Raw genomic sequence first — 25,526 nt, forward strand, 5'->3', positions numbered from 1 at the left:
GCATGGTCGGGTTCAGTTGTGGGGGCCAACGGACTGGCGATGTGGGGGGTCGCCCCGCCGACACATTGATGACGGTCTGCTGACATCACGCCCCCATCAACTCGCGCCCGATCAGCATGCGCCTGATCTCGCTGGTGCCTGCGCCGATTTCCATCAGCTTGGCGTCACGGAACAGGCGGCTGACGGTGCTGTCGGCCAGAAACCCTGCCCCACCCAGCGCCTGCACCGCCTGATGCGCCTGCACCATGGCCTGCTCGCTGGCGTAAAGCACGCAGGCCGCGGCATCGGCGCGGGTGACGGTGCCCTTGTCGCAGGCTTTGGCTACCTCATAAACATAGGCCCGCGCCGTGTTCAGCCCCACATACATATCGGCAAGCTTGCCCTGCATCAGTTGGAAATCGCCGATCCGCTGGCCGAACTGGCGGCGTTCGCGCAGGTAAGGCAGCACCTCGTCCAGACAGGCGGCCATGATGCCGGTGCCGATGCCTGACAGCACCACACGCTCATAGTCGAGGCCGGACATCAGCACGCGCACGCCTTTGCCCTCAAGCCCCAAAACATTCTCGAAGGGCACCTCCACATCGTCAAAGATCAGCTCGGCGGTGTTTGACCCGCGCATGCCCAGCTTGTCGAAATGCGGCGATGTGGAAAAACCCTTCATTGTCTTTTCGACCAGAAACGCCGTGATGCCTTTCGATCCGGCCGCCGGATCGGTCTTGGCATAGACCACCAGCACATCGGCATCGGGGCCGTTGGTGATCCAGTATTTGTGGCCCCTGAGGCTGTAATAGCCGTTGCGCCGCTCGGCCCGCAGGCTCATCGCCACCACGTCAGACCCTGCCCCGGATTCCGACATGGCCAGCCCACCCACATGTTCGCCCGACACCAGACGCGGCAGATAGCGCGCCTTCTGGTCCGCCGTGCCGTTCAGCGCGATCTGGTTCACGCACAGGTTGGAATGCGCGCCATAGCTGAGCGCGACCGAGGCCGAGGCGCGTGCGATTTCCTCCACCGCGACCACATGCGCCAGATAGCCCATGGCCGCGCCGCCGTATTCCTCGGGCACCGTGACGCCCAGCAGCCCAAGATCGCCCATCTCGCGCCACAGCACTGCTGGAAAGGCATTCGTGCGGTCCACCTCGGCCGCCAGCGGTTTCAACCGGTCCTGCGCCCAGGCCTGCACCATGTCGCGCAGCACGCCCACATCCTCGCCCAGATCAAAGCGCATCGCTGCCGTGAACATGCCGTCTCCTCCCCAGGAACTGAACATATGTTCAATAAACTGGATTTCCCGAGTCGGGTCAAGCGGCGGGGTGGAACTTTGGCAACTTTCGCGCATTGTTGCCGCTGACCGGGAAAAGGGAACCGTTGATGAAAAGCAGCAGAATTCTGGCCGCCTGCGTGGCGCTGGCGGCGCTGCCCGCCACAGCACAGCAGGTGGGCGAAGTGGGCGTGGACTGGGTGGGCAATGACATAATCATTGATGCCCTGCCCGACCCCGAAGTGCAGGGGGTCACCTGCCACGTCGCCTATTTCGAACGGTCGCTGATCGACCGGGTGTCGCAGGGCAACTGGTTTGAGGATCCGTCCAACGCATCCATCGCCTGCCGCCAGACCGGGCCGATCACCATCGGCGACATCGAACGCGGCGAGGATGGCGAGGAGATTTTCCGCGAAAGCCGCTCGCTGGTGTTCAAGTCGCTGCGCGTGACGCGGATTTTCGACGAGGCGAACCAGACGCTGATCTATCTGGCGCATGCCAGCGAAGTCAGCGAAGGCTCGGCCAAGATGTCGCTTTCCACGGTGCCGCTTTATCGCGGCCAATAACCCTCAGCGCAGGGCGGAACCCTCAGCGCAGGGCCGGCAGCGCCATGGCCAGCAGCACCAGCGCCATGGGCAGCGCGAACAGAAAGCCGAAGGCGCCGTAACCCAGCGCCCCGGCAATGCCACCCACCAGAAACGCCGACATCAGCTGCGCCAGTATCACCGCCTTGCGCGGGTCATGCCCGGGCAAGGCGCGGCCCGACCCATGACGATAGGCGGCGCGGCCGATCTCGATGCCCAGATCGGTGACAATGCCGGTGACATGCGTGGTGCGGATGCGCGCGCCCGACAGTTTGGTGATCGTGGCATTCTGCACCCCCATGATGAAGCACAAAAGGCCCAGCGCCGCAGGGTTGGCCACCGGATGCGCCTGCCCCAGCAGGCCCAGCCCGGCAAAGCCCAGCAGCAGCACCCCCTGCAACGCCACGGGCAGGGCATATTGCGCGCGGGGCCGGTGGTGCCGCGCCCAGACCACCAGCACCGCCGACAGCGCCGCCCCGGACAGAAACAGTGCAATCGCCACCACGGCTTGCAGCACGGGTTGCAGGTTGGCCAGCGCGATATTGTCGGCCATCAGTGACAAATAGCCGGTCATGTGCGATGTGAACTGCCCCAGCGCCAGAAACCCGCCGGCATTGGCCCCGCCCGCGATGAAGGCCAGTATCAGCGCCAAGGCCCTGTCGGCCACCCCGGCCCTGCGATGCGCCACCAGCAGCCGCAGGCGGCGCATCAGGGGGCGGTTTCGGGATAGGGCCATGTTGTTTTGCTCGGCTGCTCGGGCAAAGTCTTGGGGCAGCGGCGGGGGGTTTGCAACAAGGATCACCGGCCTTGCGGTGATACGCGGGGCTACATCGCGCAACGCGCGCCCGCAGCGTCAATCCGCCCCGGTCACACCCGCCACAGGCCCCACCTCACCCTGCCAGACCGCCGCCACCTCGGCCCGGATGATGCGGGCGATCAGTGCGCAATCGGGCACCGAGAATGTCAGTGGCACCCGCATGTCGATCAGCCCGGCCAGCACCCGGTCGGTCTGCGGCAGCGGTGCGGGGTTGGCATAGCGCCAGTGGTCATATCGCGAGGTGAAGGCGACCGGTTCTTCAGCGCCGAACCATTTCAGCTCCACCCCCCGCGCGGCGCAGCGGGCCAGCAGCGCCTGCACGCGGGCAGGCTTCCACCCCGGCAGCAGGAACTGGAAGGATGACCCCACATAGGTTTCATGGTCCGGGCGCGGGATCAGATGCAGGCCGGGCGCATCCGCCAGACCAGACTCCAACGCCTGATACCGTTCGGCCCAGCGGGCCACCCGCTCGGCCAGTGTCGCCAGTTGCGGGCGCAGGATCGCGGCGCGCAGGTTGTCCATCCGGCCAGAGATGTTGGGCGTGTCATATTTCAGCGCGGCAAAGGCCTCGGGCGGCGGGGCGGCGCGGTGCCGGGCGTATAGCATGTAGCTGCCCGACAGCAGCACGGCCCGCGCCATGACCTCGGCATCGTCGGAAACCAGCAGCCCACCCTCGCCGGAGTTGGCGTGCTTGTAGGTTTGCGTGGAATAGCAGGCCACCCGCCCGTGCCGCCCCGAAGGCACCCCGCGCCATGCCGCCCCCATCGTATGCGCGCAATCCTCGACCACCGTGACCCCTGCCGCAGCGCACAGGCGCATCAGCGCATCCATGTCGCAGATATGGCCGCGCATATGCGACAGCAGCAGCACCCGCGCACCGCAGGCGAATTTGGCCGCCAGATCATCAAGGCAGATCGTCAGGTCTTCTGTCACCTCGACAAACACCGGCACCGCGCCGACCGAGGCGATGGCCCCCGGCACCGGCGCAAGGGTAAAGCCGTTCGACAGCACCAGATCGCCCGGCCCCACTCCCACGGCCCGCAGCGCACAGCCCATGGCATAGCCGCCCGAGGCCACCGCAAGGCAATAGCGCGCGCCGGTCAGGGCCGCGAACTCCTCCTCCAGCAGGGCGGTTTCGGCCACCTCGCCCGGGGCGGTGTTGTAGCGGTGCAGCCGGCCATGGCGCAGCACGGCCATGGCCGCGGCGATCCCGGCTTCGGGGATGGGTTCCTGTTGGGTGAAGCTTCCGCTGAAACGTTCCATGATGCCTTTCTATGCCGCCGGAGGCCACCGTCAACGGGGCAGCAGCCGTATCGCCAGTTCATGCAGGTCGTCGAAGTGATCCAGCAGCGCCTCGGGGGCCCACCGCGCCACGCCAGCGCCCTCGGGGCCGAATGTCACCAGAACCGAAGGCACATTCGCCGCAGCCGCCGTCAGCCGGTCGGTCTCGGTATCGCCCACCAGCAATGACAGAGCCACACGGCCCCCCGCCCGCTGCACCGCCGCCGCATAGGGGGCCGCGTCGGGCTTGCGCGTGGGCAGCGTGTCGGCCCCCACCAGCGCGCCGAACAGATCGCGGATGCCAAGGCTGCGGATCAGCGCCTCGGCCAGAGCTTCGGGCTTGTTGGTGCAGATCGCTGTGGCAAAACCCGCCGCGCGCAATGTCTCGACCGCCGCAACGGCCCCGGGGTAAAGCGTCGTATGAACGTTGACGGCCCCGGCATAGGCCTCCAGCAGCACCGGATACTGCCCGTCCACCATCGCCTCGTCCCACTCCACACCCAGCCGCTGAAACCCCAGCCGCAGCATCGGGCGTCCGCCCAGCAGCGCGGTAGACGCGTCACGCGAGGCATCCAGCACATCGCCGTGGCCCAGGCCGCGAAAGCAGGCATTGGCCGCCGCCACCAGATCGCCGCTGGTATCGGCCAGCGTGCCGTCCAGATCAAAGACCACCGTGCGCATGTTCATCCCCCTTGCCATTTGGGCCAGTGTAACAGCCCGAAAGGCCGCGTGATGCAGGCACCCTTGCGGCCCGCCCCCAGCGAGGTAAAACGGGGGCCTCGCAAAGGGAAGGGGTTCCATGTCTGTTTCATCGCCCGTGTCGCTGATCGTGCTGGCCGCAGGGCAAGGCAGCCGGATGAATTCCGACCTGCCCAAGGTGCTGCATCCGCTGGGCGCGGCCCCGCTCTTGCACCACGCCATGCAGGCGGGCCGCGCGCTGGACCCGGGCCGCGTGGTGGTGGTGGCGGGCCATGGCGCGGATGCCGTGCGCGCCGCCGTGCTGGCCTATGACGACACGGCCGAGGTGGTGGTGCAGGCCGAACAGCTGGGCACCGCGCATGCCGTGGCGCAGGCGGCACCCTTGCTGGCCAATACCCCCGGCGATGCGGTGGTGCTGTATGGCGACACGCCTTTCATCCGGCATGAGACGCTGGATGCGATGCGCGCCGCCCGCACCCGGCATGATGTGGTGGTGCTGGGCTTCCACGCCACGGGCCGCTACGGGCGGCTTGTGCTGGTCGATGGCATGCTGGAGCGCATCGTCGAATACAAGGACGCGACCGAGGACGAACGCGCGATCACGCTGTGCAACTCGGGCCTCGTCTGCGCCGATGCGGCGCTGCTGTTCAGCCTTGTCGCCGGGGTGGGCAACAACAACGCGGCGGGCGAGTATTACCTGACCGACATCGTGGAAATCGCCCGCAGCCGTGGCCTTTCCGCCGGGGTGGTGATCTGCGACGAGGCTGAAACGCTGGGCATCAACACCCGCGCCGAACTGGCCCGCGCCGAGGCGGCGTTCCAGACCCGTGCCCGGGCCGAGGCGCTGGAAAACGGCGTGACCCTGACCGCCCCCGATACGGTGTTCTTCGCGCTGGACACGTTCATCGGCCGTGATGCGGTGATCGCGCCCAACGTGGTGTTCGGCCCCGGCGTCACCATCGAATCCGGCGCCGAAATCAGGGCCTTCTGCCATCTGGAAGGCTGCCACATCAGCCGGGGGGCCACCGTCGGCCCCTTTGCCCGCCTGCGGCCCGGGGCCGAACTGGGCGAGGATGTGCATGTCGGCAATTTCGTGGAAATCAAGAATTCCGTGCTGGATGACGGGGTGAAGGTGGGCCATCTGACCTATCTGGGCGATGCCACGGTGGGCGAGAACACCAATATCGGCGCGGGCACCATCACCTGCAACTATGATGGCGTGAACAAACACCGCACCACCATCGGCAAGAATGCCTTCATCGGGTCCGACACCATGCTGGTCGCCCCGGTAAGCGTGGGCGCTGGGGCGATGACCGGCTCCGGCTCGGTCATCACCGCCGATGTGCCCGCCGATGCGCTGGCCATCGGGCGCGCGCGGCAGGTCACGAAACCGGGCTTCGCCACCAAACTGCGCGACATCTACAAGGCGGCACGCGCCGCGAAAAAGGGGCAGTAACATGTGCGGCATCGTTGGCGTTCTGGGCAACCACGAGGTCGCCCCCCTGCTGGTCGAGGCGCTGAAGCGGCTGGAATACCGGGGCTATGACAGCGCAGGCATCGCCACGGTGAACAAGGGCCGGCTCGACCGCCGCCGCGCCGTGGGCAAGCTGGTGAACCTGTCCGACCTTCTGGTGCATGATCCGCTGGCGGGCAAGGCGGGCATCGGCCACACCCGCTGGGCCACCCATGGCGCGGCCACGGTCGTCAATGCCCACCCCCACCGCGCGGGCCGCGTGGCCGTGGTCCACAACGGAATCATCGAAAACTTCCGCGAATTGCGCGCCGAAGTCACCGCAGCGGGCCTGACGTTCGAGACCGAGACAGATACCGAAACCGTGGCCCTGCTGGCCCGGATGTATATGGATCAGGGCCTTGCCCCGCGTGAGGCCGCTGAGGCCACCCTGCAACGGCTGCACGGCGCCTTTGCTTTGTGCTTCCTGTTTGACGGCGAGGAAGACCTGCTGATCGCCGCGCGCAAGGGCAGCCCGCTGGCCATCGGCCATGGCGACGGCGAGATGTTCGTGGGATCGGATGCCATCGCGCTGGCCCCGATGACCGACCGCATCACCTATCTTGAGGAAGGCGACCGGGCCGTCGTCACCCGCGCCGGGGCCGAGATCTTCAACGCCGAAGGCCAGCGCGCCAACCGCGCGATGACCCGCATCGCCATCGACAGCACCCGTATCGAAAAGGCGGGCTACAAGCATTTCATGGCCAAGGAAATCGCCGAACAGCCGGTGGTCATCGCCGATGCCCTGCGCCATTACATCAGTGGCGGCGCGCTGGCCCTGCCCGAGGGGCTGGATTTCACCAGCGTTGACCGGCTGACGCTGGTGGCCTGCGGCACGGCCAGCTATGCCTGCCTTGTGGCGAAATACTGGTTCGAACAGATCGCGGGCCTGCCCTGCGAGGTCGATATCGCCAGCGAATTCCGCTACCGCGAACCGCCTCTGTCCGACCGCAGTTGGGCGCTGTTCGTCAGCCAGTCGGGCGAAACCGCCGATACCCTGGCCGCCCTGCGCTATGCGTCAGGCAAGGTGGCCAAGGTGGTGTCGGTCTGCAACGTGCCCACATCCTCGATCGCGCGCGAGTCCGATCTGGCGCTGCCGATCCTCGCGGGGGTCGAGGTAGGCGTGGCCTCGACCAAGGCCTTTACCTGTCAATTGACCGTGCTGGCGCTGATGGCGCTGAAGGCGGCGGCCGACCGGGGGCGGCTGGACGGTCCCGCACTGGCCGCACATCTGGCCGATCTCGCCACCCTGCCCGGCCTGATGAACCACGCGCTGCGGCTGGCCGGTGACATCGCCCATATCGCCGAGGAACTGGCCGAGGCGCAGGACATCCTGTTCCTGGGGCGTGGCCCGATGTTCCCGCTGGCCATGGAAGGCGCGCTGAAACTCAAGGAAATCAGCTATATCCACGCCGAAGGCTATGCGTCGGGGGAACTCAAACACGGCCCCATCGCCCTGATCGACGCCCGCGTGCCGGTGATCGTGATGGCCCCCAAGGACACGCTGTTCGAGAAAACCGTCAGCAACATGCAAGAGGTGATGGCAAGGCATGGCAAGGTGCTGCTGATCTCCGACATGGCCGGTGTTCAGGCGGCGGGCATGGGCTGCTGGCAGACGCTGACCCTGCCCGCAGCCCCCGCCCTGCTGGCCCCGATCCTTTACGCCATCCCCGCGCAGTTGCTGGCCTATCACACCGCCATCGCCAAGGGCACCGATGTGGACCAGCCGCGCAACCTCGCCAAATCCGTGACGGTGGAGTGAACCGATGATCGACGCCGCAATCGCGCTGATCCGGGCGCAGGCCGAACCGGGCAATGCCGAAACCATGGCCGCCTATCACAAGGCCCCGCGCGTATATTTCGGCACGCCCAACCCCGCCATCGACGCGCTGGTGAAAGACTGGCGGGCCGAGCTTGATCTTGAGGCGCGCCTGGCGCTGGCGCAGGGCCTTTGGGCCAGTGACGTGCACGAGGCGCGGGTGGCGGCGGCCAAACTGCTGACCCAGGCCCGCATCCGCCCCGATGACAGCGCCGCCTGGGCCCTGATCTGCACCTGGGTGCCGGGGTTCGACGCCTGGGCCATCGCCGATTCGGCCTGTATCGCGGCCCAGAAACGCATCAGCGCCGATCCGGCCCGGCTGGACGACGTGGAAAGCTGGACCACCCATGAAAACATGTGGACACGGCGCGCGGCGCTGGTGGCCACCCTGCCCTTTGCCAAGCTGAACCACCTGAAACCGGCGGAACATGACGCGCGCGAACGGGTGCTGGGCTGGGCCGCATCCTATGTCGGCGACCGCGACTGGTTCATCCAGAAAAGCATCGCCTGGTGGCTGCGCGATCTGTCCAAACACGACCCGGCCCGCACGCAAAGCTTTCTGGCCGAACATGGCCCCTACATGAAATCCTTCGCCCGCAAGGAAGCCGCGCAATACCTGCCGCCCGATACAGTTGCGCCGCCCGCAGAAGACACCCCGCCCGCGTCATTTTCTGCCTGAAAATATCCTCGGGTGAGGGGTCCGGGGAGAGGGCAGACAGCCCTCTCCCCGGCCTGTTCAAACGAAACGCCGCAGGCCTACTGCGCGAATACCCGCACTTCCACCAGATCGGTCAGCCCCAGACCCAGCGCGCGATAGGCCGCCAGCGACAGTTGCGCGCTTCCCGTGCCCGGCAGCAGGTCCACCGCCACGCTTTGCCCGCCCGCCGTTTCCACCCGCCCCTTGCCGGGCGCGCTGACCAGCGACGACCGCAGCCAGAAACCCGGCTCGGCCACCGCCCCCAGTGACACGATCACCGATCCCAGCGCCGCAGCACCTGTGGGTGCGGGGGCCGCCAGCGCCGCAGCCCGTTCGGCATCGGTCGTGGTGTCCAGCGCCTCGGGCGACCCGGCCAGCGGCACTGGCAGGGTCGCGGACGGGCTTTCGGCCACAGGCGCAGCCCCGGCCCTTTCGCCACGGAGATTCTGCATCATGTCGCCACAACCCGCCAGCAGCGGAAGCGACAGCGATACGGCGATGAGTGTGCGCAATTGGGTCATGCCGGCACGATAGTCTGCCCCCGCGCGCCGTTCAACCACCGCAATGCCGCTTGCGGGGAAGACCGCCGAAGCCTACCTTACCTCCATGAACGCACCTCTGATCGACCCTTTTGCCCGCGCGATTTCCTACCTGCGCGTATCGGTCACTGACCGATGCGATTTCCGCTGCCTGTATTGCATGTCGGAAAACATGACCTTCCTGCCCAAATCCGACCTGCTGACGCTGGAGGAACTTGACCGGCTGTGTTCCACCTTCATCGGCATGGGCGTGGAAAAGCTGCGCATCACCGGGGGCGAACCTTTGGTGCGGCGCGGCATCATGACGTTTTTCCGCGCCATGCAGCGGCATCTCGAATCGGGCGCGCTGAAGGAACTGACACTGACCACCAACGGCAGCCAGCTGCGCAAATACGCACAGGAACTGGCCGATTGCGGCGTGCGGCGCATCAACGTGTCGCTGGACACGCTGGATGCCGCCAAATTCGCCCATGTCACCCGCTGGGGTCGGCTGGATCAGGTGCTGGATGGCATCGCGGCCGCACAGGCGGCGGGGATGCGGGTCAAGATCAACGCGGTGGCGCTGAAAGGCTTCAACGAGGATGAACTGATCCCGCTGGTGCGCTGGTGTGGCGACAATGGCCATGACCTGACCTTCATCGAAGTGATGCCGATGGGCGAGATGGGCACCGAAGACCGGCTTGACCAATACTGGTCGCTGAAGGATCTGCGCGCCCGGCTGGCCGCGCAATTCACCCTGACCGATCTGGCCGAACGCACGGGCGGGCCTGCCCGCTATGTGCGGCTGAATGAAACGGGGCAGAAGGTGGGCTTCATCACGCCGCTGACGCATAACTTCTGCGAAAGCTGCAACCGGGTGCGGCTGACCTGCACGGGCGAACTATACATGTGTCTGGGGCAAGAGGATATGGCCGACCTGCGCAGCCCGCTGCGCGCCAGCCCCGATGATGCGGTGCTGGGCCAGGCGATCCGCGCGGCCATACTGCGCAAGCCCAAGGGCCATGACTTCGACTATTCCCGGCAGCAGGTGGCGGGCCAGATGACGCGTCACATGAGCCATACCGGCGGCTGACCCGCCTGTCGCGGTGCGAATTTTCTGCGAAAATTCTTCCTGCCTTGATTTTTCGCAGGAAAATCGTGCCACCAGCCCGCTGCGGCAATTGCGCACGGCAGACACTGTGCAAATCTCAAAAACCCTTGTAGCGTTCAATCGGCGGCTGTTTTGCCGCAGCGTTGTGGCGCGTCGTCGCATCGGGGATGCACCGGAACCGCGCTAAGCCTATCTCTGCCCCGATTGGCAAGGACACCAAAGGCACCGTCATGGACACTCTGCTCCTCTCCCGCATCCAGTTTGGCGCGAACATCTCGTTCCACATCCTGTTTCCGACCATCACCATCGCACTGGGCTGGGTGCTGCTGTTCTTCAAGCTGCGCTACACCGTCACAGGAGACGCGAAGTGGATGCAGGCCTATGGGTTCTGGGTGAAGGTGTTTGCCCTTTCCTTTGCGTTGGGCGTGGTGTCCGGCATCACCATGTCGTTCCAGTTCGGCACCAACTGGCCGGGGTTCATGGAAACCGTGGGCAACGTGGCGGGTCCGCTGCTGGCCTATGAGGTGCTGACGGCGTTCTTCCTTGAGGCGGTGTTTCTGGGCATCATGCTGTTTGGCGCGCAGCGCGTGCCGGGCTGGCTGCACACGCTGGCAACCTTTCTGGTGGCCTTCGGCACCACGATGAGCGCGTTCTGGATCATTGTGCTGAACAGCTGGATGCACACGCCGCAGGGGTATGAACTGCGCGAGGGCGTGGTGCATGCGACCGACTGGTTCGCCATCGTCTTCAACCCCTCGATGCCTTACCGCCTGTCGCACATGCTGCTGGCCTCGGGCCTGACCGTGGCCTTCCTGATCGCGGGGCTGTCGGCGTTCCGGCGTCTGCTGGGCGACCGTTCGGCATCTGTCATGGCCAGCCTGCGCTTTGCGCTGATCCTGGGGGCGGTGCTGATCCCGATCCAGATCGTCGCGGGTGACATGCACGGGCTGAACACGCTGGAACACCAGCCGCAGAAAGTGGCCGCGATGGAAGGCAACTGGGAAACCGGGGGCAACAAGCCCCTGCTGCTGTTCGCCCTGCCGGACGAGGCGGCGCGCGAGAATCATTTCGAGATCGGCATCCCCAACGGGGCCTCGCTGATCCTGAAGCACCATGCCGATGGCGTGATCCCGGGGCTGAACGATTTCGTGGCCGAGGACGGCACAGTGCTGCACCCGCCAGTGGCCCCGGTGTTCTGGGCATTCCGCATCATGGTGGGCACGGGCATGGCGATGCTGGCGCTAAGCTGGGCCGGTGTGGCGCTGATGCTGCGCAGGCGCGGGGTGGAGGGGCTGCCGAAGCCCTATCTTTACGCCACGGTGGCGATGACCTTTGCGGGCTGGCTGGCCACGCTGGCGGGCTGGTATACGACCGAGATCGGCCGTCAGCCTTGGCTGGTCAGCGGCTTGCTGACCACCGAACAGGCGGTGGCCGATGTGCCCGCCCCGCTGGTTCTGGGCACGCTGGTGACGTATCTGGCGATCTATGCCGCGCTGATCGTGGCCTATATGGGGGTCTTGTTTTACCTCGCGCGCAAATCGGCGATGGGCGACCATGTGGCGATGATGCCCCCCTCTTCGGCGGCGCAGGTCGCCATCACGGCAGCGGAGTAACCCATGTTCAGCGATCCCGCCATCTGGCTGCCCTTTGTCTTTGCCGCCCTCATGGGCCTGTCGATCCTGATCTATGTCGTGGCCGACGGGTTCGATCTGGGCGTCGGCGTGCTGTTCCCCTTTGCCGATGATGATGAAAAGGATCTGATGATCGCCTCCATCGGCCCGTTCTGGGATGCCAACGAGACCTGGCTGGTGCTGGCGATCGGGCTGTTGCTGGTGGCGTTTCCTGCGGCGCATGGCGCGATTCTGACCGCGCTTTACCTGCCGGTGGCGGTGATGCTGGTGGGGCTGATCCTGCGCGGCGTGGCGTTCGAATTCCGCGCAAAGGCCCCGGCGCATCACAAGACGCGCTGGAACTGGGCGTTCTACACCGGGTCGATGATGGCGTCGCTGTCGCAGGGCTTCATGCTGGGCATCTACATCCTGGGGCTGGAACAGGGCTGGGCCGACCTTGGCTTTGGCCTGCTGACAGCGGTGTTCCTGACGGTGGGCTACAGCTTCATCGGGGCGGCCTGGCTGATCCTGAAGGCCGAAGGCGCGTTGCAGGTCAAGGCGGTGGCCTGGGCCAAGGGTGGCATCTGGGGGCTGGTGCTGGGGCTGGGGGCGGTGTCCGCCGCGTCTCCGCTGGTCAGCACCCGCATCTGGGACAAGTGGTTTTCCTGGCCCGAATTGCTGTGGCTTGCGCCCTTGCCCCTGTTGTCAGCGGCGCTGGTGGCGGGCCTGTGGCGGGCGTTGCGCCGCCTGCCCCGCCCTGGCGACCACGGCGCATGGGTGCCCTTTGCCGCTGCCACCGCGCTGTTCGTGCTGGCCTTTCTGGGCCTCGCCTATTCCTTCTACCCCTATGTGGTGCCGGAAAAGCTGACGATCTACGAATCCGCCAGCGCGCCCGAAAGCCTGATGATCATCCTTGTGGGCACCGCCGTGGTGCTGCCGATGATCCTGGGCTACACCGTGCTGTCCTATACCGTGTTCCGGGGCAAGGCGAGCCTGCTGAACTATGATCTCATGGCGCAGAACGCGGCCCCAGAGGCGGCGGAAACCGGCACTACAACGGAACGGTGATCTGCACCGCGCGACCGATGTCGGTGGGCACGACCTCCAGCTTGCCGCCAAACTGCGCAACCGACGCCTCGATGATAGCATTGCCGATGCCCGGTTGCGCCGCGTTTGACCCATTGGCCGCGGCGGCAAGGCCCACGCCATCATCGGCGCAGGTCAGGATGTAGGATTTGCCCGGCTCCGCCGTGCCGGTAAGGGTGACGGTGCCGCCATTGCCGTGCGGAAACGCATGTTTGAAGGCGTTGGTGCACAATTCGTTCACAATCACGGCGACAGACCCCGCCACCGCGGGCGAAAGCTGCACCCGTGCCACGTCAAGGCTCAGCGCCACGCCTTCGGGGGCCGTGCCCCGCAAAAGCCCCACGATCTGCGCCAGATATTCGGCAAGGCAGATCGTGCCTTCGGTCTTGGTCTGGTATAGCAGACCATGCAGCGCCGCGACCGTGTCAATGCGCTGCCGCACCACACCCAGCGCCGCGCGCGTTTCGTCCGATGCGGCCTGCCGGCCCTGGATGCGCACCAGCGCGGTGATCGCCGTCAGCGAGTTTTTCACCCGGTGGTCGCTTTCACGCCGCAGGGCCGCCTCGCGCCGCAGGGCAAGCCGCAGTTCAAGCTGTGTCATCACCTGCGCCGCCAGAACGCGCAGCGCATTGATCTGCAAAGGCGACAGCCGGCGCGGCGTGGTATCCAGCACGCAAAGCGTGCCCAAGGGCAGCCCATCCCCGGTGCGCAGCAGCGCCCCGGCATAATAGCGCAGCCCGGGTTCGCCCGCGCAAAGCGGGTTGGAGGCGGTGCGTTGGTCTGCCAGCGTATCCTCGATCTCCAGAAACTCTTCCTCCAGGATCGCATGCGCGCAAAGCGACGTGTCCAGCGGCGTCTCGCGCACGCCCAGCCCGACCTCGGCCTTGAACCACTGGCGGTCCTGGTCGATGAGGTTGATGACGGAAATCGGTGCGTCGCAGATTTCCGACGCCAGCGCCACGATATCGTCGAAATCACTCTCGCGCGGGGTGTCGAGCACGCCGTAACGGTGCAGGGCGGCCAGACGTTCCATCTGCTGTGGGTGCAAGGCCGCTTTCAAATTTCACCTGCCTGACGACGAATGCTGCGCAGGCAGGATAAAGGCCGCCCGCCGAAAGAACAGAGCAAATCGCCGCACCCCATGACCTTGCGTGTGATGACGCAGGGGCATGGGGCGCGGCCCCGCTTCATGCCGCAGGCATCCGCGCCTCGGCCATGCCGGCATACCAGCTTGCGCCGAACGGAATGGCGTTGTCGTCAAAGTTATAGGCAGGGTGATGCACCATCGCGGTGTCACCATTGCCAAGAAAGATATAGGCCCCCGGGCGTTCGTTCAGCATGAAGCTGAAATCCTCGGCCCCCATCAGCGCGGGTGTATCGGGGTTGACCTGCCCCGATACCGCCTGCGCCACCGCCACCGCATGTTCGGTGTTCTCGGGCGCGTTCACCGTCACCGGATAGCCGCGCTGGTAATCCACCACCGCCTGCGCGCCCAAAGCCGTGGCGGTGCCGCCAACGATCTCGGATATGCGCCGCTGCACATAATCCTGCACCGCAGGGTCCATGGTGCGCACAGTGCCCTTCATCTTGACCACCTGCGGGATCACGTTATGCGCCGTGCTGTCGGTGGCCACGGTGCACACGCTGACGACCACCTGTTTCAGCGGGTCCACGCCGCGCGAGGCGATGGTCTGCAACGCCACGATGATATGCGCGGCCACCACAGTGGTATCAATGCAGTCATGCGGCTTGGCGGCATGGCCGCCCTTGCCGGTCACGGTGATTTCAAACTGGTCAGCCGCCGCCATGATGGCACCCGGGCGGATGGCGAAATGGCCCACCGGGATGCCCGGCATGTTGTGCATGCCATAGACTTCCTGCACGCCCCAGCGGTCAAGCATGCCATCGGCCACCATCTCGCGCCCGCCGCCGCCGCCCTCTTCCGCGGGCTGGAAGATCAGCACGACCTTGCCGTCGAACTGCCGCGTCTCGGCCAGGTATTTCGCCGCCCCCAGCAGCATGGCCGTATGGCCGTCATGGCCGCAGGCATGCATCTTGCCCGGCACGGTCGAGGCATAGGCCACCCCGGTCTGTTCGGTGATCGGCAGCGCATCCATGTCGGCGCGGAGCCCGATCGCCCGGCCCACCGTATCTGTCTTGCCATGGATCACGCCCACCACGCCGGTGCGCCCGATGCCCTCCACCACCTCATCCACGCCAAAGCTGCGCAGCAGGTCGGCCACCTTGGCCGCCGTGCGGTGAACGTCGAACAGCAGTTCAGGATGGGCGTGGAAATCCTGCCGCCAGGCGGTGATCTCGGGCAGCAATTCGGCAAAGCGGTTTTTCACGGGCATGGTCAGTCTCCTTTGCCTGCCAGCCTGATCCAAAGCCGCAGGGGGTGCAAGGCGGCACGCGGCAAAAAGCAGCCTTTGGCCAGCCCCGGCGTCAGACCACCCGCAACCCGCCACGACGCGGCATGATCCGCCCGCGCGCCAGTGCCGTGCGGGCCTGCGCGGCTATATCCTCCGCTGTCAGCCCGGCATCGGCATACATCGCGGCGGGGCTGGCCTGTTCGATGAACCGGTCGGGCAGCGTCAGGGTGCGGATCGCAAGGCCGCCGTCCAGCAGCCCCGCGCCCGCCAGCCATTGCAGCACCATCGCGCCAAAGCCGCCCATGGCCCCCTGCTCCACCGTCACCAGCGCCGCATGGTGGCGCACCAGTTGCGCGATCAGCGCGGTATCCAGCGGCTTGGCGAAACGCGCATCGGCCACGGTGGCGCTGATGCCTTCCTCGGCCAGAATATCCGCCGCGCGCAGCGCCTCGTGCAGATGCGCGCCGAAACTCAGCAGCGCCACATCCGTGCCTTCACGCAGCACCCGGCCGCGGCCGATCTCCAGCGGCACACCGCGCGCAGGCAGGTCCACGCCCACGCCCTCGCCACGCGGGAAACGAAAGGCGATCGGGCCTTGGTCATGCGCCACGGCGGTGGCCACCATATGCACCAGTTCCGCCTCGTCCCCCGCCGCCATCACGGTGAACCCGGGCAGCGCCGACAGGAACCCGATGTCGAACGCCCCCGCATGGGTCGCGCCATCGGCCCCCACCAGCCCCGCGCGGTCAATGGCAAAGCGCACCGGCAGGCCCTGCAAGGCCACATCATGCACGATCTGGTCGTAACCCCGTTGCAGGAAGGTCGAGTATATCGCGCAGAACGGCCGCAGCCCCGCCGCAGCCATCCCGGCGGCAAAGGTCACGCCATGCTGTTCGGCAATGCCCACGTCGAACACGCGGCTGGCAAAGCGTTTCGCCATGATGTCGAGGCCCGTGCCCGATGGCATCGCCGCCGTCACCGCGACGATGCGCGGATCGCGGCCCGCCTCATCGGTCAGCGCATTGCCGAACACGCCGGTATAGCTGGGCGCATTCGATTTCGCCTTGGCCTGCACGCCCGACACCGGATCGAATTTGTTCACCCCGTGCCCCTTGTCGGCAGCATTTTCTGCGGGGGCATAGCCCTTGCCTTTCACCGTCACCGCGTGGATCAGCACCGGCCCCGTGGCCCGCGCCCGCGCGGCGCGCAGCGTGGCCAGCAGTGCGGGCATGTCATGGCCATCGACCGGGCCGATGTAGGAAAATCCCAGCTCCTCGAACAGCGTGGCGCCGCCCGGCAGGCCCGTCACCAGCTGCCTTGCCCGCCGCGCACCGTCGCGCAGGGGCCCGGGCAAGGCGGCCTCGAACCCCTCTGCCGCCGCCTTCAATGCCACCAGCGGCCCCGGCGCATGCAGCCCGGCCAGATAGCGCGACATCGCCCCCACGGGCGGCGCGATGCTCATGTCATTGTCGTTCAAGATCACGAACAGCCGCTTGCCCAGATGGCCCGCGTGGTTCAGCGCCTCATAGGCCATGCCGGCCGTGATGGCCCCGTCACCGATGACGGCAATCGTATCGCCCACCGGCTGCCCCATGTCGCGCCCCACCGCAAAGCCCAACGCGGCAGAGATGGAGGTGGAGGAATGCGCGGCCCCGAACGGGTCAAATTCGCTCTCCGACCGTTTGGTGAAACCGCTCAGCCCGCCCCCTTGCCGCAGGGTGCGCATCCGGTCACGCCGCCCGGTGAGTATCTTGTGCGGATAACACTGGTGGCCCACGTCGAAGATCAGCTTGTCCAGCGGCGTGTTGAACACGGCGTGTATTGCCACCGTCAGTTCCACCACCCCCAGCGACGACCCCAGATGCCCGCCGGTTTCCGACACGACAGAGATCACCTCGGCCCGCACCTCATCGGCCAGCCGTCGCAGCGCGGCATCGCCAAGACCCTTCAGGTCGGCAGGCCCGGCCACGCGGTCAAGCATGGGGGTTGAAGGCCGGGAAAGTTCGGGGCGCAGGGGTTCGGTCATGGCAGCCTCCCAAAAAAATGCCGTGTGGGCGAACCACACGGCACCAGGTTCCTGTCGCCAACAGGAAGGGAACCGGGCAGTGGTTGCGCCCCGGATCCGGGCCGGCGTTGGCCCGAATTGGTGGGGGCGGGCGACGCATCGCCCTGCCCCGTGGTATTTCAGACCAGCCGGCTGGCCAGTTCGGCCCCGCCGCGGATCACATCCAGCGCGGCATTGGGGTTCTCGGGCAGAAACCAGGCCAGCGCCCGCAGGATCACCAGAAAGCCGATGATCCCGAACACCAGAACCGCCGCCCAGCCCGCACCGCGCAGCATGTTCATCAGGATCCAGCTGCGCAGCGTCGCCTCGCGGTTTTCCTCGAAATAGGGTTTGTCACTCATGGTCTTTCCCCTCAATCCAGCGGTGCATAGCCGTGGTCCTGTGCCCAGACATACCAGTTGTCCACCACAGTGCCCGTCAGCAGGATGCCGATGCCGCCGGTCAGCGTGACCAGCACGGCAAACCACCAGGCCCAGCGGTGAATCCCCTCCATCGTGGCGTTGAAGCCCATGGTCCAGCGCCAGAACAGTGCGGCGCGTTCCGAGGCCGTGCCACGGTCCACGATCTGCTCCAGTTCGCGGTCGCCGCCAAACCGGCTGACCGCCAGGATGGTCGCCCCGTGCATGGCGAACAGCAGGGCCGAGCCATAAAGGAAGGCAATCGAAAGCGCGTGGAAGGGGTTATAGAACAGGTTGCCATAGGTCAGGCTGAACAGGTTGGTCCAATCCAGATGGCTGAAGATGCCGTAAGGCACGGCTTCCGACCATGACCCCATCAGCACCGGGCGGATCAGGCCCAGCACCAGGAACAGCCAGATGGCACTGGCAAAAGCATAGCACACATGCTTGCCCATCCCCAGCGCCTCGGCCCGCAGGTAAGTGCGGATCCACCAGCAGATGACCGAGATCAGCAGGAAGAACCCCGCCAGCAGGAACAGCCCGCCCTCGTTCATCGGCGGGATGCGCAGGCCCCATTCGGGTGCCGGCGGCTCCAGCGAGAACCAGAACAGATCACGGGCAAAGACCGCCGGGTTATAGCCCGCCTGCCCCCAGAAATGCGCGCCGACGATGAAGAACCAGATCGCCCCGGTGGCCAGTGCCACCACGCCGAAGGTGCCCAGATAGATCGGCCCCAGCTGCGCATTGCCGAACCAGCCCGCCAGCGTGGAAAACCCTGCGCTCTTGGTGCGGTTGCCAAGGTTCACATCCTCGACCATCCCCATCTCGGGTGCCGCACGCACCTGCACCTGGGTAAAGATGTTCTGATACTCAGCCATTCACGCCTCCCGCGACATTGGCCCACCAGGGCAGTTCAAGCCACCAGTCCCACCATGTGACCCATTCGTCGAACCAGATCGTGCCCGACACGATGATGCAGACCGCCGACCAGAAGGCAGCGTTCAGCGCCAGCAGCAGGCCCAGCCGGTGAATGCCCAGGGTGCCCACCGAATAGCCGATCAGGTCACGAAAGAACGTATCTTCATGATCCGGCGTGCGGATCACCTTGCCCTTTTCCGGGTTCACCGCCGACAGGATCAGCGACCCATGCAGCGCCAGCGCCAGCGCGTTGGTGAAGAAGAAGCTGACGGCAATCATATGCGCCGGATTGTAGTGGAAATTGCCATAGGTGTAGCCGGTGTTGCTGACCCAATCGAGGTGGGTCCAGATGCCATAGGGAAACGCATGGCCCCAGGCCCCCATCAGCACCGGGCGCAGCACGACCAGCGTGGTATAGGCCAGAATGGCAAAGCCAAAGGCAAAGGGCACATGAAAGCCCATGCCCAGCTTGCGGCAGATTTCAACCTCGCGCAGCAGCCAGGAAATGAACGCGCCATGTGCGCAGATGGTGATGATCTGCCACAGCCCGCCTTCGCGCAGCGGTGCCGCGGCCAGGCCCATTTCTATGGGCGGCGGGTTGATCGAGATCAGCCAGGGGTTCCAGGTGCCCTGCAAGGACGCCCCGTAGAAAATCAGCAATGTGCCGAGGGCGGCAAAGAAAAATGTCGTGACCCCGAAGAAGCCCACATAGAACGGGCCGACCCAGAAGTCGAACAGGTTCCCGCCGACCAGCGTGCCCCCCGGCACGCGATATTTACGCTCGAAGCTGAGCAGTGCCATGCTTCCCTCTCCGCTGTGCCGCAGGCCGCTCCCGCACGGGTCGCGCGGGGCAAGCTGTCTGGTGTAAGGTGATTTGTCGCGGGCGGTCTGGGCCGCCCGCAACGAGAGCGTGCCCAGTTATTCTGCCGGAGCAACGCGGTTGTATTTTTCAGCCGCGATGTCCAGCCAGTTGTAGCTGGGGGTGCTGAGCAGAACGAGGTGAATCATCGCCGCCAGCAGAAAGAGGAAAACGCCCTGCGCCACGAAGACGCGACGCGGATCGAAGATCAGCCAGATTTTGTAAAACTTGCTCATGATCTTTTTCCCCTCAGAACCACGGACGCCAGATGTAGACCGCCAGATGAGCGACAACGGCGATGGCTGTGAACAGCCAGAGCCCGCTCATGTAGACGGAATGCAGTTCCTGCGCCTGCTCGTCCGTAAGACCTGTGAAACTCAGGTCGGATTTATCAGCCATGCTATCCTCCGGATCGGTAGACTGACGCCACGTACCCCGTGGCGTGGTAGGCAAGGGTGCATGCACCCCCTCGTCATCCGCCGCCCCTGTTGGTGCGGCGAAAACTGTGTCGCGCGGTCAGGCGCGGAAAATCAGCGGCGTGATCGCCCCGGCATCGGCCCAGGCGGCGGCCAGCGGCCCCTGTTTGGGCAGGCGGCCATGGCGCAGCGCCTGCACCACCCAGCCCAGCAGGGCAAAGGGCACGGCAAAAGCCAGGATCACGGCGAAATAGGCATAGAACTCGGCACGCGGGGCGCGGTGGGCATGGCCCGCAGGCACCGGGGTGTTGGCGGTCTGGTCGCTCATCTGTTCTCTCCCTTGGTCTTGGCAAAGCCCGGCGCGCGCAGGGCTTCGACGGTCTCGCGCAGCACCCGCTCGGCGCCGCTGTCCAGCGCCGCCTTTTCCGCCGCATCGCGCAGGGTGCGCGCGGCGCTGATCCGCGTCAGGATCGGGTGTTCCTCGACAATCCGGTCAAGGGCGGCTTGCGCATCGGCATCCCAGGGGAAATCGCGGCGCAGGGTTGTGGGCGTGGCGGCGGCGCTGTCCATCTCGGTGCCCAGCGGCAGAATGTGGAACAGCGCGTCGAACAGGGCATTGCAGACCTCCTGCAAGATCCAGACCGCGCCGGAATAGCCCATTACCGGGCTGCCGGTGTGACGGCGGATCGCAGCCCCCGGAAAGCTGGCGGCGATGAAGCTGGGCTGCGGGCCGAAGCCCTTTTTCAGCTCGGCCAGATACATCTTCTCGTTGATCGACCCCATGACGATCAGCGGCCGGTGCTGGGCGATCAGCGCGCGCACCGCCTCGTTGTTGGTCTTTTTCCCACGCAGCCGCGCCACGGCAAAGGCGCAGGGCAGCCCCAGATCGGTTTCCAGATAGTTGCGGATGCCGCGCGCATAGGTCTCGGTCGCCACGATGGCGAAATTCGCCGTGCCAAAGAAATCCTGCGTCACGCTGCGCCACAGATCCCACACCGGCTTCAGCGTCGAATGCTTTTCGCGCTCGATGAAGGGTTCCACATCCAGCGACAGCATCTCGCCCAGCTTGCGCAGGAAGGCGGTCGTGCTCTCCAGCCCGATGGGGGCCTGCAGATAGGGCTTGCCCAGAACCTCGGCCAGACCCCGGCCGAATTCGCGATACATGCAGATGTTCACATCGGCATTCACCAGATTGCGCATCTCGGCCACATGCGCGCCCAGCGGCAGCACCATGTTCACCTCGGCCCCGATGCCCTCAACCAGACGGCGGATCTCGTGCAGATCCGAGGCCATGTTGAACACGCCATACATCGGCCCCAGGATGTTCACGCGGGGCTTTGCCCCTTCGGTGCGCTTGGCCTCCTGCGGCATGCGGCCCTTGGTCATGCCGAATTCGGTGAAGATCCAGGTCATCGCCCGGTCGGCGCATTCCCACTGATCCTCGTCAATCGTGCGCGGCAGAAAGCGCTGGATGTTGGTGCCCATCGGCGTGACACCACCGCCGATCATCTCGGCAATCGACCCCGTCACCACCACCGCAGGCAGCGCTGGATCAAGCGTTTTCCACGCCCGCCGCATCGCACCTTCGGTGCCGTCGCGGCCCAGTTCCTCTTCGCCCAAACCCGTCACCACGATGGGCAATTCATGCGGCGGCAACCCGTCGGTGTAATGCAGCACCGATGTCACCGGCAGGTTCTCGCAGCCCACCGGCCCGTCGATCACCACCTGCAACCCCTTGACGGCGCAAAAGGCATAGATCGCGCCCCAATAACCGCCCGCCCGGTCATGATCCTGCACTAGCATGAGGCAGCCCCCCTGCCCGCTCTTTCCAGAGACAAATATCCTCGGGGGGTCCGGGGGGCAGACAGCCCCCCGGCTCCGGCCATTGCGAAAAGACGCGTCATATCATCTCCTCCGCCTTCGCCGCCCGGGCCGCCTTGTCCAGTTTCTTTTGGTGCACCGCGCGGAAATCGGGGCGCAGGTTGGGGCTGCCTTCCCAGATGCCCGCCGTGTCGCCCCTGCCCACGCCTTCAAAGAAGCCGCGCATCCGGCTCATGCGGTCGCGGTTGCCGATGGCGGCGTTCACCACATCGGCCAGGCTCCCCGCCCCGGCCGGCCCCATCAGCGGGCGCGCCGAAATCAGGTTGGTGAAGTAAAGCGCCGGGATGCCCAGTTCCTTGCCCTTCTGCACCACCGGCGTTGTGCCGATGGCCAGATCGGGTTGGAACCCTTCCATCGCCGCGCAGTCATCTTCCAGACTGGCGCGGAATTTCACCGCCACGCCGCGCGCGGTCAGCCAGTCCAGATCCGGCGCCGACCATTCGCTTTTCGCGCAGGCCGTCCCCACATAGGGCACCTCCGCGCCGCTTTCGATCAGCAGGCGGGCCACCAGCAGTTCCGACCCTTCATAGCCGGAAATCGTGATGCGCCCGTGGATCGGCTTGGCCGCAAGTGCTGCCCGGATGCCGGGCAGGAACGCGTTCTGCGCCGCCGCCACACGTTCCGCCGAAATCCCGAAAGCCTCGCCAATCGCCGCCAGCCAGGCCGCCGTGCCGTCATGGCCGACCGGGGCCGACCCCACCACCTTGCGCCCGGCATTGCGGAACTCGCGCACCGCCGCCGTGTAGAACGGGTGGATCGCCGCCACCACGTCGCAATCCAGCGCGGCATACAACTCACGCCACTCGCGGCACGGCACCACAGGCCCGGCGGCCAGACCCATGGGCGCCAACAGCGCGCCGATCATCATCGGATCCGCCGGAAACATCTCGCCCAGCAACGCCACGGTGGGGCGGTCGCCCCGTCCCTGCGCGGGCGATGCCACCGGCCCCGCCTCGATCTCGGCCCGGGCGTATTTCAGCATGGCACCGGCCAGCACATCCTTCGCCTCGGCATGCGTCGGGATACCAAAGCCCGGAACGTCGATACCCACGATGCGCACACCGTTGATTTCATTGGGCAGCAGCTTCAGCGGCACACCGGATGCCGTGGGCACGCAGAGGTTCGTGACCACCACCGCATCATACCGGTCCGGGTCGGCCAGTTCATGCACCGCATCGCGGATGTCCTCGAACAGCTTGCCCGTCACCAGCGTCTCAGAGTTGAACGGCACATAGCCCACTGACCGGCGCGCCCCGTAGAAATGGCTGACAAAGGTCAGGCCATAGACGCAACAGGCAGAGCCTGACAGCACCGTCGCCACCCGCCGCATCCTGAGACCCACGCGCAAAGACCCAAAGGCCGGGCACATCGACTGCGGCTTGTCATGCGGGCCGGTCGGGTAATCGGCGGCATAGCCATCCAGCAGTTCGGAATTGCCCGCAGCGCGCGCCGCAGCCTCCATCCGCGTGGCACCGGAATGACAGCCCAGCCCATCCATCGGGGCATCACCGGTCAGGGGTGCCAGCTCATCCTGCGGCACCTCCAGCAGAGGTGCGGCATGGGCGCTGTCATATCCGATCTCGCCGCTCATTTGGCACCGTTGGGTGCGGGCGGCGGGGCGAGGCGCTGCAAGGCGCGGTCAATCTGGGCGAGAATGTCGAGGTCAAACATCGTCATACACCACTTCCAGCGATTTCTTCAGGACCAGGTTCTTGCCGCGCATGTCGGCGTCGGTGGCGGGGGTCAGGACAAAATCCTTGCCGGTGGATTCGGCGGAAAACAGGTTCAGCAAACCATCCTGGGTCAGCGGGGCGGGCCGCACCGGCGGGGCAATCGCCACGGCATCGGCAAGGGCGGCAAACATCGGCCCCCATTGCGATTCGTAGCTGCCAACGATCTGGTAATTCGCCGATTTCTTGCGCAGGTCATCGTCCTGTGGAATGGCGGCCAGCACCGGGATCTTGACGCTTTCGGCAAAGGCCGCCGCCTCGCCCGTGCCGTCATCCTTGTTGATCACCAGCCCCGCGATGCCCACATTGCCGCCCAGCCTGCGGAAATATTCCACCGCCGAACAGACGTTGTTGGCCACATACAGCGATTGCAGATCGTTTGACGCGACCAGGATCACCTTCTGCGCCATGTCGCGGGCAATCGGCAGGCCGAAGCCGCCGCAGACCACATCGCCCAGAAAATCCAGCAGCACATAGTCAAAGTCCCAATCATGGAACCCCAGTTTCTCCAGCAATTCAAAGCCGTGGATGATGCCGCGCCCGCCGCAGCCCCGGCCAACCTCCGGCCCGCCCAGTTCCATCGCGAACACACCGCCGCGCTTGAAGCACACATCGCCGATCTTCACCTCCTCCCCCGCCAGTTTCTTGCGGGTGGAGGTTTCGATGATCGTGGGGCAGGCTTTGCCGCCGAACAGCAGGCTGGTGGTATCCGATTTCGGGTCGCAGCCGATCAGCAGCACGCGCTTGCCCATTTCGGCCATCATGTGTGAGAGGTTGGCCAACGTGAAGGATTTGCCGATGCCGCCCTTGCCATAGATGGCGATGATCTGGGTTTTCTTGGTGGGCGTGCCCTGCGGGATTTCGAGGTTCGGCTCCTCATGCGCCTCATCGCGCAGCCTCTGGTCAAAGTCCTTGAGATTCGGAATATCCAGGGTCATGCGGTGGCCTTCCAGTCGAGGATCATTTTCAGGCAGTCAGGGTCGGTGAATGCGGTGTCATAGGCCGCTGTCGCATCGGATGCCGGGCGGCGGTGGGTAATCAGCCCGTCCAGCGACAGCGCCCCGCTGTCGATCAGCGCGCGGGTGGCGGTCATGTCATCAGGGGCCCATTCGGCGGCGATGCGCAGCCGCGCCTCTTTCATGAAGGCGGGCGGAAAGGCGAAACTGATCGGGTCGGTGTAAAACCCGGCCAGCACCACCTCGCCGCCCTTGGCGATGCGCCCGATCAGCGTGTTCAGCAGCCCAGGCGCGCCCGAGGCGTCGTAAATTGCGCGGTAATCGCGCCGCGTGTCATCCTCGGGTGCGATACAGGCATAGCCTTTGGCCCCCTGCCGCCGCGCGGGATTGGTTTCCCATACGGTCGGTGCTGGCCCGCCCGCCGCCAGGGTCAGCCGCGCCAGCAACCGGCCCAGCGTGCCATGGCCCACGATCAGATCCGGCAAGGCCGTGTCGAACCCCGCAATCGCATGCCGCGCCGTGGCCGCCAGCGCCAGCAAGGCACCCGTCGCGCCAAGGCCCGCATCCAGCCGCACGGCCCGCGCCGCCTGCGTCACCAGATTGCGCGACGCCCCGCCGAACAGGCCGCGCACCGGGCCATCGGCATTGGGGGCAAAGCAACTGGCCCCCGGCACGAACACGAAATCACCCGGGCGAAAGCCGGTGTCAGGCCCCGCCTCGACCACTTCACCCGCCGCCTCATAGCCCGGAACCAAGGGGTAACCCATGCCCGGAAAGGGCGGCATCGTGCCCGACCAGAACAGCTTTTCCGTGCCGGTAGAGATGCCGGAATGCGCCACCTCGACCACCAGATCCCCCGCGACGGGGGCGTTCAGCGACAGGTCTGCGACCTGCAACTGGCGCGGCCCTGACAGGATGACGGCACTGGTTCTCACGGT

Annotated in this window: 25 protein-coding genes; 7 read left to right on the plus strand and 18 right to left on the minus strand. The window is 65.9% G+C overall.

Annotation, left to right across the window (positions count from 1 at the left end; genetic code table 11):
- Positions 1 to 85: 85 nt before the first annotated feature.
- Complete coding sequence (locus tag GEU84_RS03710; protein ID WP_152824435.1) at positions 86 to 1,243, minus strand: acyl-CoA dehydrogenase family protein; 1,158 nt, start codon at positions 1,241 to 1,243, stop codon at positions 86 to 88.
- A 128-nt stretch (positions 1,244 to 1,371) separates the two neighbouring features.
- On the opposite strand from GEU84_RS03710, the gene GEU84_RS03715 reads away from it, so the two are divergent.
- Positions 1,372 to 1,827: a CreA family protein gene (locus GEU84_RS03715; protein WP_152824434.1), complete on the plus strand. Its 456-nt coding sequence runs from the start codon at positions 1,372 to 1,374 to the stop codon at positions 1,825 to 1,827.
- A gap of 22 nt (positions 1,828 to 1,849) precedes the next feature.
- On the opposite strand, the gene GEU84_RS03720 is transcribed toward GEU84_RS03715, so the two are convergent.
- The 3 genes from GEU84_RS03720 to GEU84_RS03730 all read right to left on the minus strand — a co-directional run bounded on the left by GEU84_RS03720 (position 1,850) and on the right by GEU84_RS03730 (position 4,642).
- Positions 1,850 to 2,581 carry a YoaK family protein gene (locus GEU84_RS03720; RefSeq protein ID WP_217438505.1) on the minus strand — a complete coding sequence of 244 codons (732 nt, stop codon included), beginning with the start codon at positions 2,579 to 2,581 and terminating at the stop codon, positions 1,850 to 1,852.
- A 117-nt stretch (positions 2,582 to 2,698) separates the two neighbouring features.
- The gene (locus tag GEU84_RS03725; protein ID WP_152824433.1) at positions 2,699 to 3,925 is read right to left on the minus strand and encodes a DegT/DnrJ/EryC1/StrS family aminotransferase; all 1,227 of its coding nucleotides are present in this window, start codon (positions 3,923 to 3,925) and stop codon (positions 2,699 to 2,701) included.
- A gap of 30 nt (positions 3,926 to 3,955) precedes the next feature.
- The gene (locus tag GEU84_RS03730) at positions 3,956 to 4,642 is read right to left on the minus strand and encodes an HAD family hydrolase (RefSeq protein WP_420899264.1); all 687 of its coding nucleotides are present in this window, start codon (positions 4,640 to 4,642) and stop codon (positions 3,956 to 3,958) included.
- Between the two features lie 100 nt (positions 4,643 to 4,742).
- Here GEU84_RS03730 and glmU point away from each other — a divergent pair, with 100 nt between their 5' ends.
- From glmU to GEU84_RS03745, 3 genes are read left to right on the plus strand one after another with little or no spacing between them, the layout of a single operon-like run.
- The gene (gene glmU, locus GEU84_RS03735) at positions 4,743 to 6,098 is read left to right on the plus strand and encodes a bifunctional UDP-N-acetylglucosamine diphosphorylase/glucosamine-1-phosphate N-acetyltransferase GlmU (RefSeq protein ID WP_152824431.1); all 1,356 of its coding nucleotides are present in this window, start codon (positions 4,743 to 4,745) and stop codon (positions 6,096 to 6,098) included.
- A gap of 1 nt (position 6,099) precedes the next feature.
- Positions 6,100 to 7,914, plus strand: coding sequence for a glutamine--fructose-6-phosphate transaminase (isomerizing) (gene glmS, locus GEU84_RS03740; protein ID WP_152824430.1), 1,815 nt, complete (start codon positions 6,100 to 6,102; stop codon positions 7,912 to 7,914).
- A 4-nt stretch (positions 7,915 to 7,918) separates the two neighbouring features.
- Positions 7,919 to 8,650 carry a DNA alkylation repair protein gene (locus tag GEU84_RS03745; RefSeq protein WP_152824429.1) on the plus strand — a complete coding sequence of 244 codons (732 nt, stop codon included), beginning with the start codon at positions 7,919 to 7,921 and terminating at the stop codon, positions 8,648 to 8,650.
- Positions 8,651 to 8,727: 77 nt separating this feature from the next.
- On the opposite strand, the gene GEU84_RS03750 is transcribed toward GEU84_RS03745, so the two are convergent.
- The gene (locus tag GEU84_RS03750) at positions 8,728 to 9,189 is read right to left on the minus strand and encodes a hypothetical protein (RefSeq protein ID WP_420899265.1); all 462 of its coding nucleotides are present in this window, start codon (positions 9,187 to 9,189) and stop codon (positions 8,728 to 8,730) included.
- A gap of 85 nt (positions 9,190 to 9,274) precedes the next feature.
- Between GEU84_RS03750 and moaA the strand changes: the two genes are divergently transcribed.
- From moaA to GEU84_RS03765, 3 genes are all read left to right on the plus strand, one after another.
- The gene (gene moaA, locus GEU84_RS03755) at positions 9,275 to 10,279 is read left to right on the plus strand and encodes a GTP 3',8-cyclase MoaA (RefSeq protein ID WP_217438506.1); all 1,005 of its coding nucleotides are present in this window, start codon (positions 9,275 to 9,277) and stop codon (positions 10,277 to 10,279) included.
- Between the two features lie 248 nt (positions 10,280 to 10,527).
- Positions 10,528 to 11,910, plus strand: a complete 1,383-nt coding sequence (locus tag GEU84_RS03760; RefSeq protein ID WP_152824427.1) for a cytochrome ubiquinol oxidase subunit I — start codon at positions 10,528 to 10,530, stop codon at positions 11,908 to 11,910.
- A gap of 3 nt (positions 11,911 to 11,913) precedes the next feature.
- Complete coding sequence (locus GEU84_RS03765) at positions 11,914 to 12,975, plus strand: cytochrome d ubiquinol oxidase subunit II (protein WP_152824426.1); 1,062 nt, start codon at positions 11,914 to 11,916, stop codon at positions 12,973 to 12,975.
- Here GEU84_RS03765 and GEU84_RS03770 read toward each other — a convergent pair.
- The 13 genes from GEU84_RS03770 to bchC all read right to left on the minus strand — a co-directional run bounded on the left by GEU84_RS03770 (position 12,959) and on the right by bchC (position 25,523).
- Positions 12,959 to 14,026 carry a histidine kinase dimerization/phosphoacceptor domain -containing protein gene (locus GEU84_RS03770; protein WP_152824425.1) on the minus strand — a complete coding sequence of 356 codons (1,068 nt, stop codon included), beginning with the start codon at positions 14,024 to 14,026 and terminating at the stop codon, positions 12,959 to 12,961. The genes GEU84_RS03765 and GEU84_RS03770 overlap by 17 nt on opposite strands.
- Positions 14,027 to 14,180: 154 nt before the next feature.
- Positions 14,181 to 15,347 (minus strand): M20 aminoacylase family protein, encoded by a 1,167-nt coding sequence (locus GEU84_RS03775; RefSeq protein WP_152824424.1) that lies wholly within the window; start codon positions 15,345 to 15,347, stop codon positions 14,181 to 14,183.
- Positions 15,348 to 15,438: 91 nt separating this feature from the next.
- The gene (gene dxs / locus GEU84_RS03780) at positions 15,439 to 17,391 is read right to left on the minus strand and encodes a 1-deoxy-D-xylulose-5-phosphate synthase (protein ID WP_152824423.1); all 1,953 of its coding nucleotides are present in this window, start codon (positions 17,389 to 17,391) and stop codon (positions 15,439 to 15,441) included.
- 158 nt (positions 17,392 to 17,549) lie between these two features.
- Positions 17,550 to 17,771, minus strand: coding sequence for an RC-LH1 core complex protein PufX (gene pufX / locus GEU84_RS03785; RefSeq protein ID WP_152824422.1), 222 nt, complete (start codon positions 17,769 to 17,771; stop codon positions 17,550 to 17,552).
- Positions 17,772 to 17,782: 11 nt separating this feature from the next.
- Positions 17,783 to 18,706, minus strand: coding sequence for a photosynthetic reaction center subunit M (gene pufM / locus GEU84_RS03790; RefSeq protein WP_152824421.1), 924 nt, complete (start codon positions 18,704 to 18,706; stop codon positions 17,783 to 17,785).
- Complete coding sequence (gene pufL / locus GEU84_RS03795) at positions 18,699 to 19,547, minus strand: photosynthetic reaction center subunit L (protein WP_152824420.1); 849 nt, start codon at positions 19,545 to 19,547, stop codon at positions 18,699 to 18,701. Before pufL ends, pufM begins: the two co-directional genes overlap by 8 nt.
- A gap of 117 nt (positions 19,548 to 19,664) precedes the next feature.
- Positions 19,665 to 19,841, minus strand: coding sequence for a light-harvesting antenna LH1, alpha subunit (pufA, locus tag GEU84_RS03800; protein WP_152824419.1), 177 nt, complete (start codon positions 19,839 to 19,841; stop codon positions 19,665 to 19,667).
- A gap of 13 nt (positions 19,842 to 19,854) precedes the next feature.
- Complete coding sequence (pufB, locus tag GEU84_RS03805) at positions 19,855 to 20,004, minus strand: light-harvesting antenna LH1, beta subunit (RefSeq protein ID WP_128514097.1); 150 nt, start codon at positions 20,002 to 20,004, stop codon at positions 19,855 to 19,857.
- Positions 20,005 to 20,121: 117 nt separating this feature from the next.
- Complete coding sequence (gene pufQ, locus GEU84_RS03810) at positions 20,122 to 20,349, minus strand: cytochrome PufQ (protein ID WP_152824418.1); 228 nt, start codon at positions 20,347 to 20,349, stop codon at positions 20,122 to 20,124.
- Positions 20,346 to 21,824, minus strand: coding sequence for a chlorophyllide a reductase subunit Z (gene bchZ / locus GEU84_RS03815; RefSeq protein WP_152824417.1), 1,479 nt, complete (start codon positions 21,822 to 21,824; stop codon positions 20,346 to 20,348). Before bchZ ends, pufQ begins: the two co-directional genes overlap by 4 nt.
- Before the next feature lie 97 nt (positions 21,825 to 21,921).
- Positions 21,922 to 23,400 (minus strand): chlorophyllide a reductase subunit Y, encoded by a 1,479-nt coding sequence (gene bchY / locus GEU84_RS03820; protein WP_420899269.1) that lies wholly within the window; start codon positions 23,398 to 23,400, stop codon positions 21,922 to 21,924.
- A 165-nt stretch (positions 23,401 to 23,565) separates the two neighbouring features.
- Positions 23,566 to 24,570 carry a chlorophyllide a reductase iron protein subunit X gene (locus GEU84_RS03825; RefSeq protein WP_152824416.1) on the minus strand — a complete coding sequence of 335 codons (1,005 nt, stop codon included), beginning with the start codon at positions 24,568 to 24,570 and terminating at the stop codon, positions 23,566 to 23,568.
- Positions 24,567 to 25,523: a chlorophyll synthesis pathway protein BchC gene (gene bchC, locus GEU84_RS03830; RefSeq protein WP_174539305.1), complete on the minus strand. Its 957-nt coding sequence runs from the start codon at positions 25,521 to 25,523 to the stop codon at positions 24,567 to 24,569. The genes GEU84_RS03825 and bchC overlap by 4 nt, the downstream gene beginning before the upstream one ends.
- Positions 25,524 to 25,526 lie beyond the last annotated feature (3 nt).

The organism is Fertoeibacter niger (genome assembly GCF_009380135.2).
Lineage (GTDB): Bacteria > Pseudomonadota > Alphaproteobacteria > Rhodobacterales > Rhodobacteraceae > Fertoeibacter > Fertoeibacter niger.

Coding starts and splice junctions, on each gene's coding strand:
- GEU84_RS03745 (WP_152824429.1), top strand. CDS start 7,919: ATGATCGACGCCGCAATCGCGCTGATCCGGGCGCAGGCCGAACCGGGC.
- GEU84_RS03825 (WP_152824416.1), bottom strand. CDS start 24,570: ATGACCCTGGATATTCCGAATCTCAAGGACTTTGACCAGAGGCTGCGC.
- GEU84_RS03760 (WP_152824427.1), top strand. CDS start 10,528: ATGGACACTCTGCTCCTCTCCCGCATCCAGTTTGGCGCGAACATCTCG.
- glmS (WP_152824430.1), top strand. CDS start 6,100: ATGTGCGGCATCGTTGGCGTTCTGGGCAACCACGAGGTCGCCCCCCTG.
- bchZ (WP_152824417.1), bottom strand. CDS start 21,824: ATGCTAGTGCAGGATCATGACCGGGCGGGCGGTTATTGGGGCGCGATC.
- pufB (WP_128514097.1), bottom strand. CDS start 20,004: ATGGCTGATAAATCCGACCTGAGTTTCACAGGTCTTACGGACGAGCAG.
- moaA (WP_217438506.1), top strand. CDS start 9,275: ATGAACGCACCTCTGATCGACCCTTTTGCCCGCGCGATTTCCTACCTG.
- bchY (WP_420899269.1), bottom strand. CDS start 23,400: ATGGATGGGCTGGGCTGTCATTCCGGTGCCACGCGGATGGAGGCTGCG.
- GEU84_RS03725 (WP_152824433.1), bottom strand. CDS start 3,925: ATGGAACGTTTCAGCGGAAGCTTCACCCAACAGGAACCCATCCCCGAA.
- GEU84_RS03730 (WP_420899264.1), bottom strand. CDS start 4,642: ATGGCAAGGGGGATGAACATGCGCACGGTGGTCTTTGATCTGGACGGC.
- GEU84_RS03770 (WP_152824425.1), bottom strand. CDS start 14,026: ATGGAACGTCTGGCCGCCCTGCACCGTTACGGCGTGCTCGACACCCCG.
- GEU84_RS03765 (WP_152824426.1), top strand. CDS start 11,914: ATGTTCAGCGATCCCGCCATCTGGCTGCCCTTTGTCTTTGCCGCCCTC.
- pufX (WP_152824422.1), bottom strand. CDS start 17,771: ATGAGTGACAAACCCTATTTCGAGGAAAACCGCGAGGCGACGCTGCGC.
- GEU84_RS03715 (WP_152824434.1), top strand. CDS start 1,372: ATGAAAAGCAGCAGAATTCTGGCCGCCTGCGTGGCGCTGGCGGCGCTG.
- glmU (WP_152824431.1), top strand. CDS start 4,743: ATGTCTGTTTCATCGCCCGTGTCGCTGATCGTGCTGGCCGCAGGGCAA.
- pufA (WP_152824419.1), bottom strand. CDS start 19,841: ATGAGCAAGTTTTACAAAATCTGGCTGATCTTCGATCCGCGTCGCGTC.
- GEU84_RS03750 (WP_420899265.1), bottom strand. CDS start 9,189: ATGACCCAATTGCGCACACTCATCGCCGTATCGCTGTCGCTTCCGCTG.
- GEU84_RS03710 (WP_152824435.1), bottom strand. CDS start 1,243: ATGTTCACGGCAGCGATGCGCTTTGATCTGGGCGAGGATGTGGGCGTG.
- pufQ (WP_152824418.1), bottom strand. CDS start 20,349: ATGAGCGACCAGACCGCCAACACCCCGGTGCCTGCGGGCCATGCCCAC.
- GEU84_RS03720 (WP_217438505.1), bottom strand. CDS start 2,581: ATGGCCCTATCCCGAAACCGCCCCCTGATGCGCCGCCTGCGGCTGCTG.
- GEU84_RS03775 (WP_152824424.1), bottom strand. CDS start 15,347: ATGCCCGTGAAAAACCGCTTTGCCGAATTGCTGCCCGAGATCACCGCC.
- pufM (WP_152824421.1), bottom strand. CDS start 18,706: ATGGCTGAGTATCAGAACATCTTTACCCAGGTGCAGGTGCGTGCGGCA.
- pufL (WP_152824420.1), bottom strand. CDS start 19,547: ATGGCACTGCTCAGCTTCGAGCGTAAATATCGCGTGCCGGGGGGCACG.
- dxs (WP_152824423.1), bottom strand. CDS start 17,391: ATGACCGAACCCCTGCGCCCCGAACTTTCCCGGCCTTCAACCCCCATG.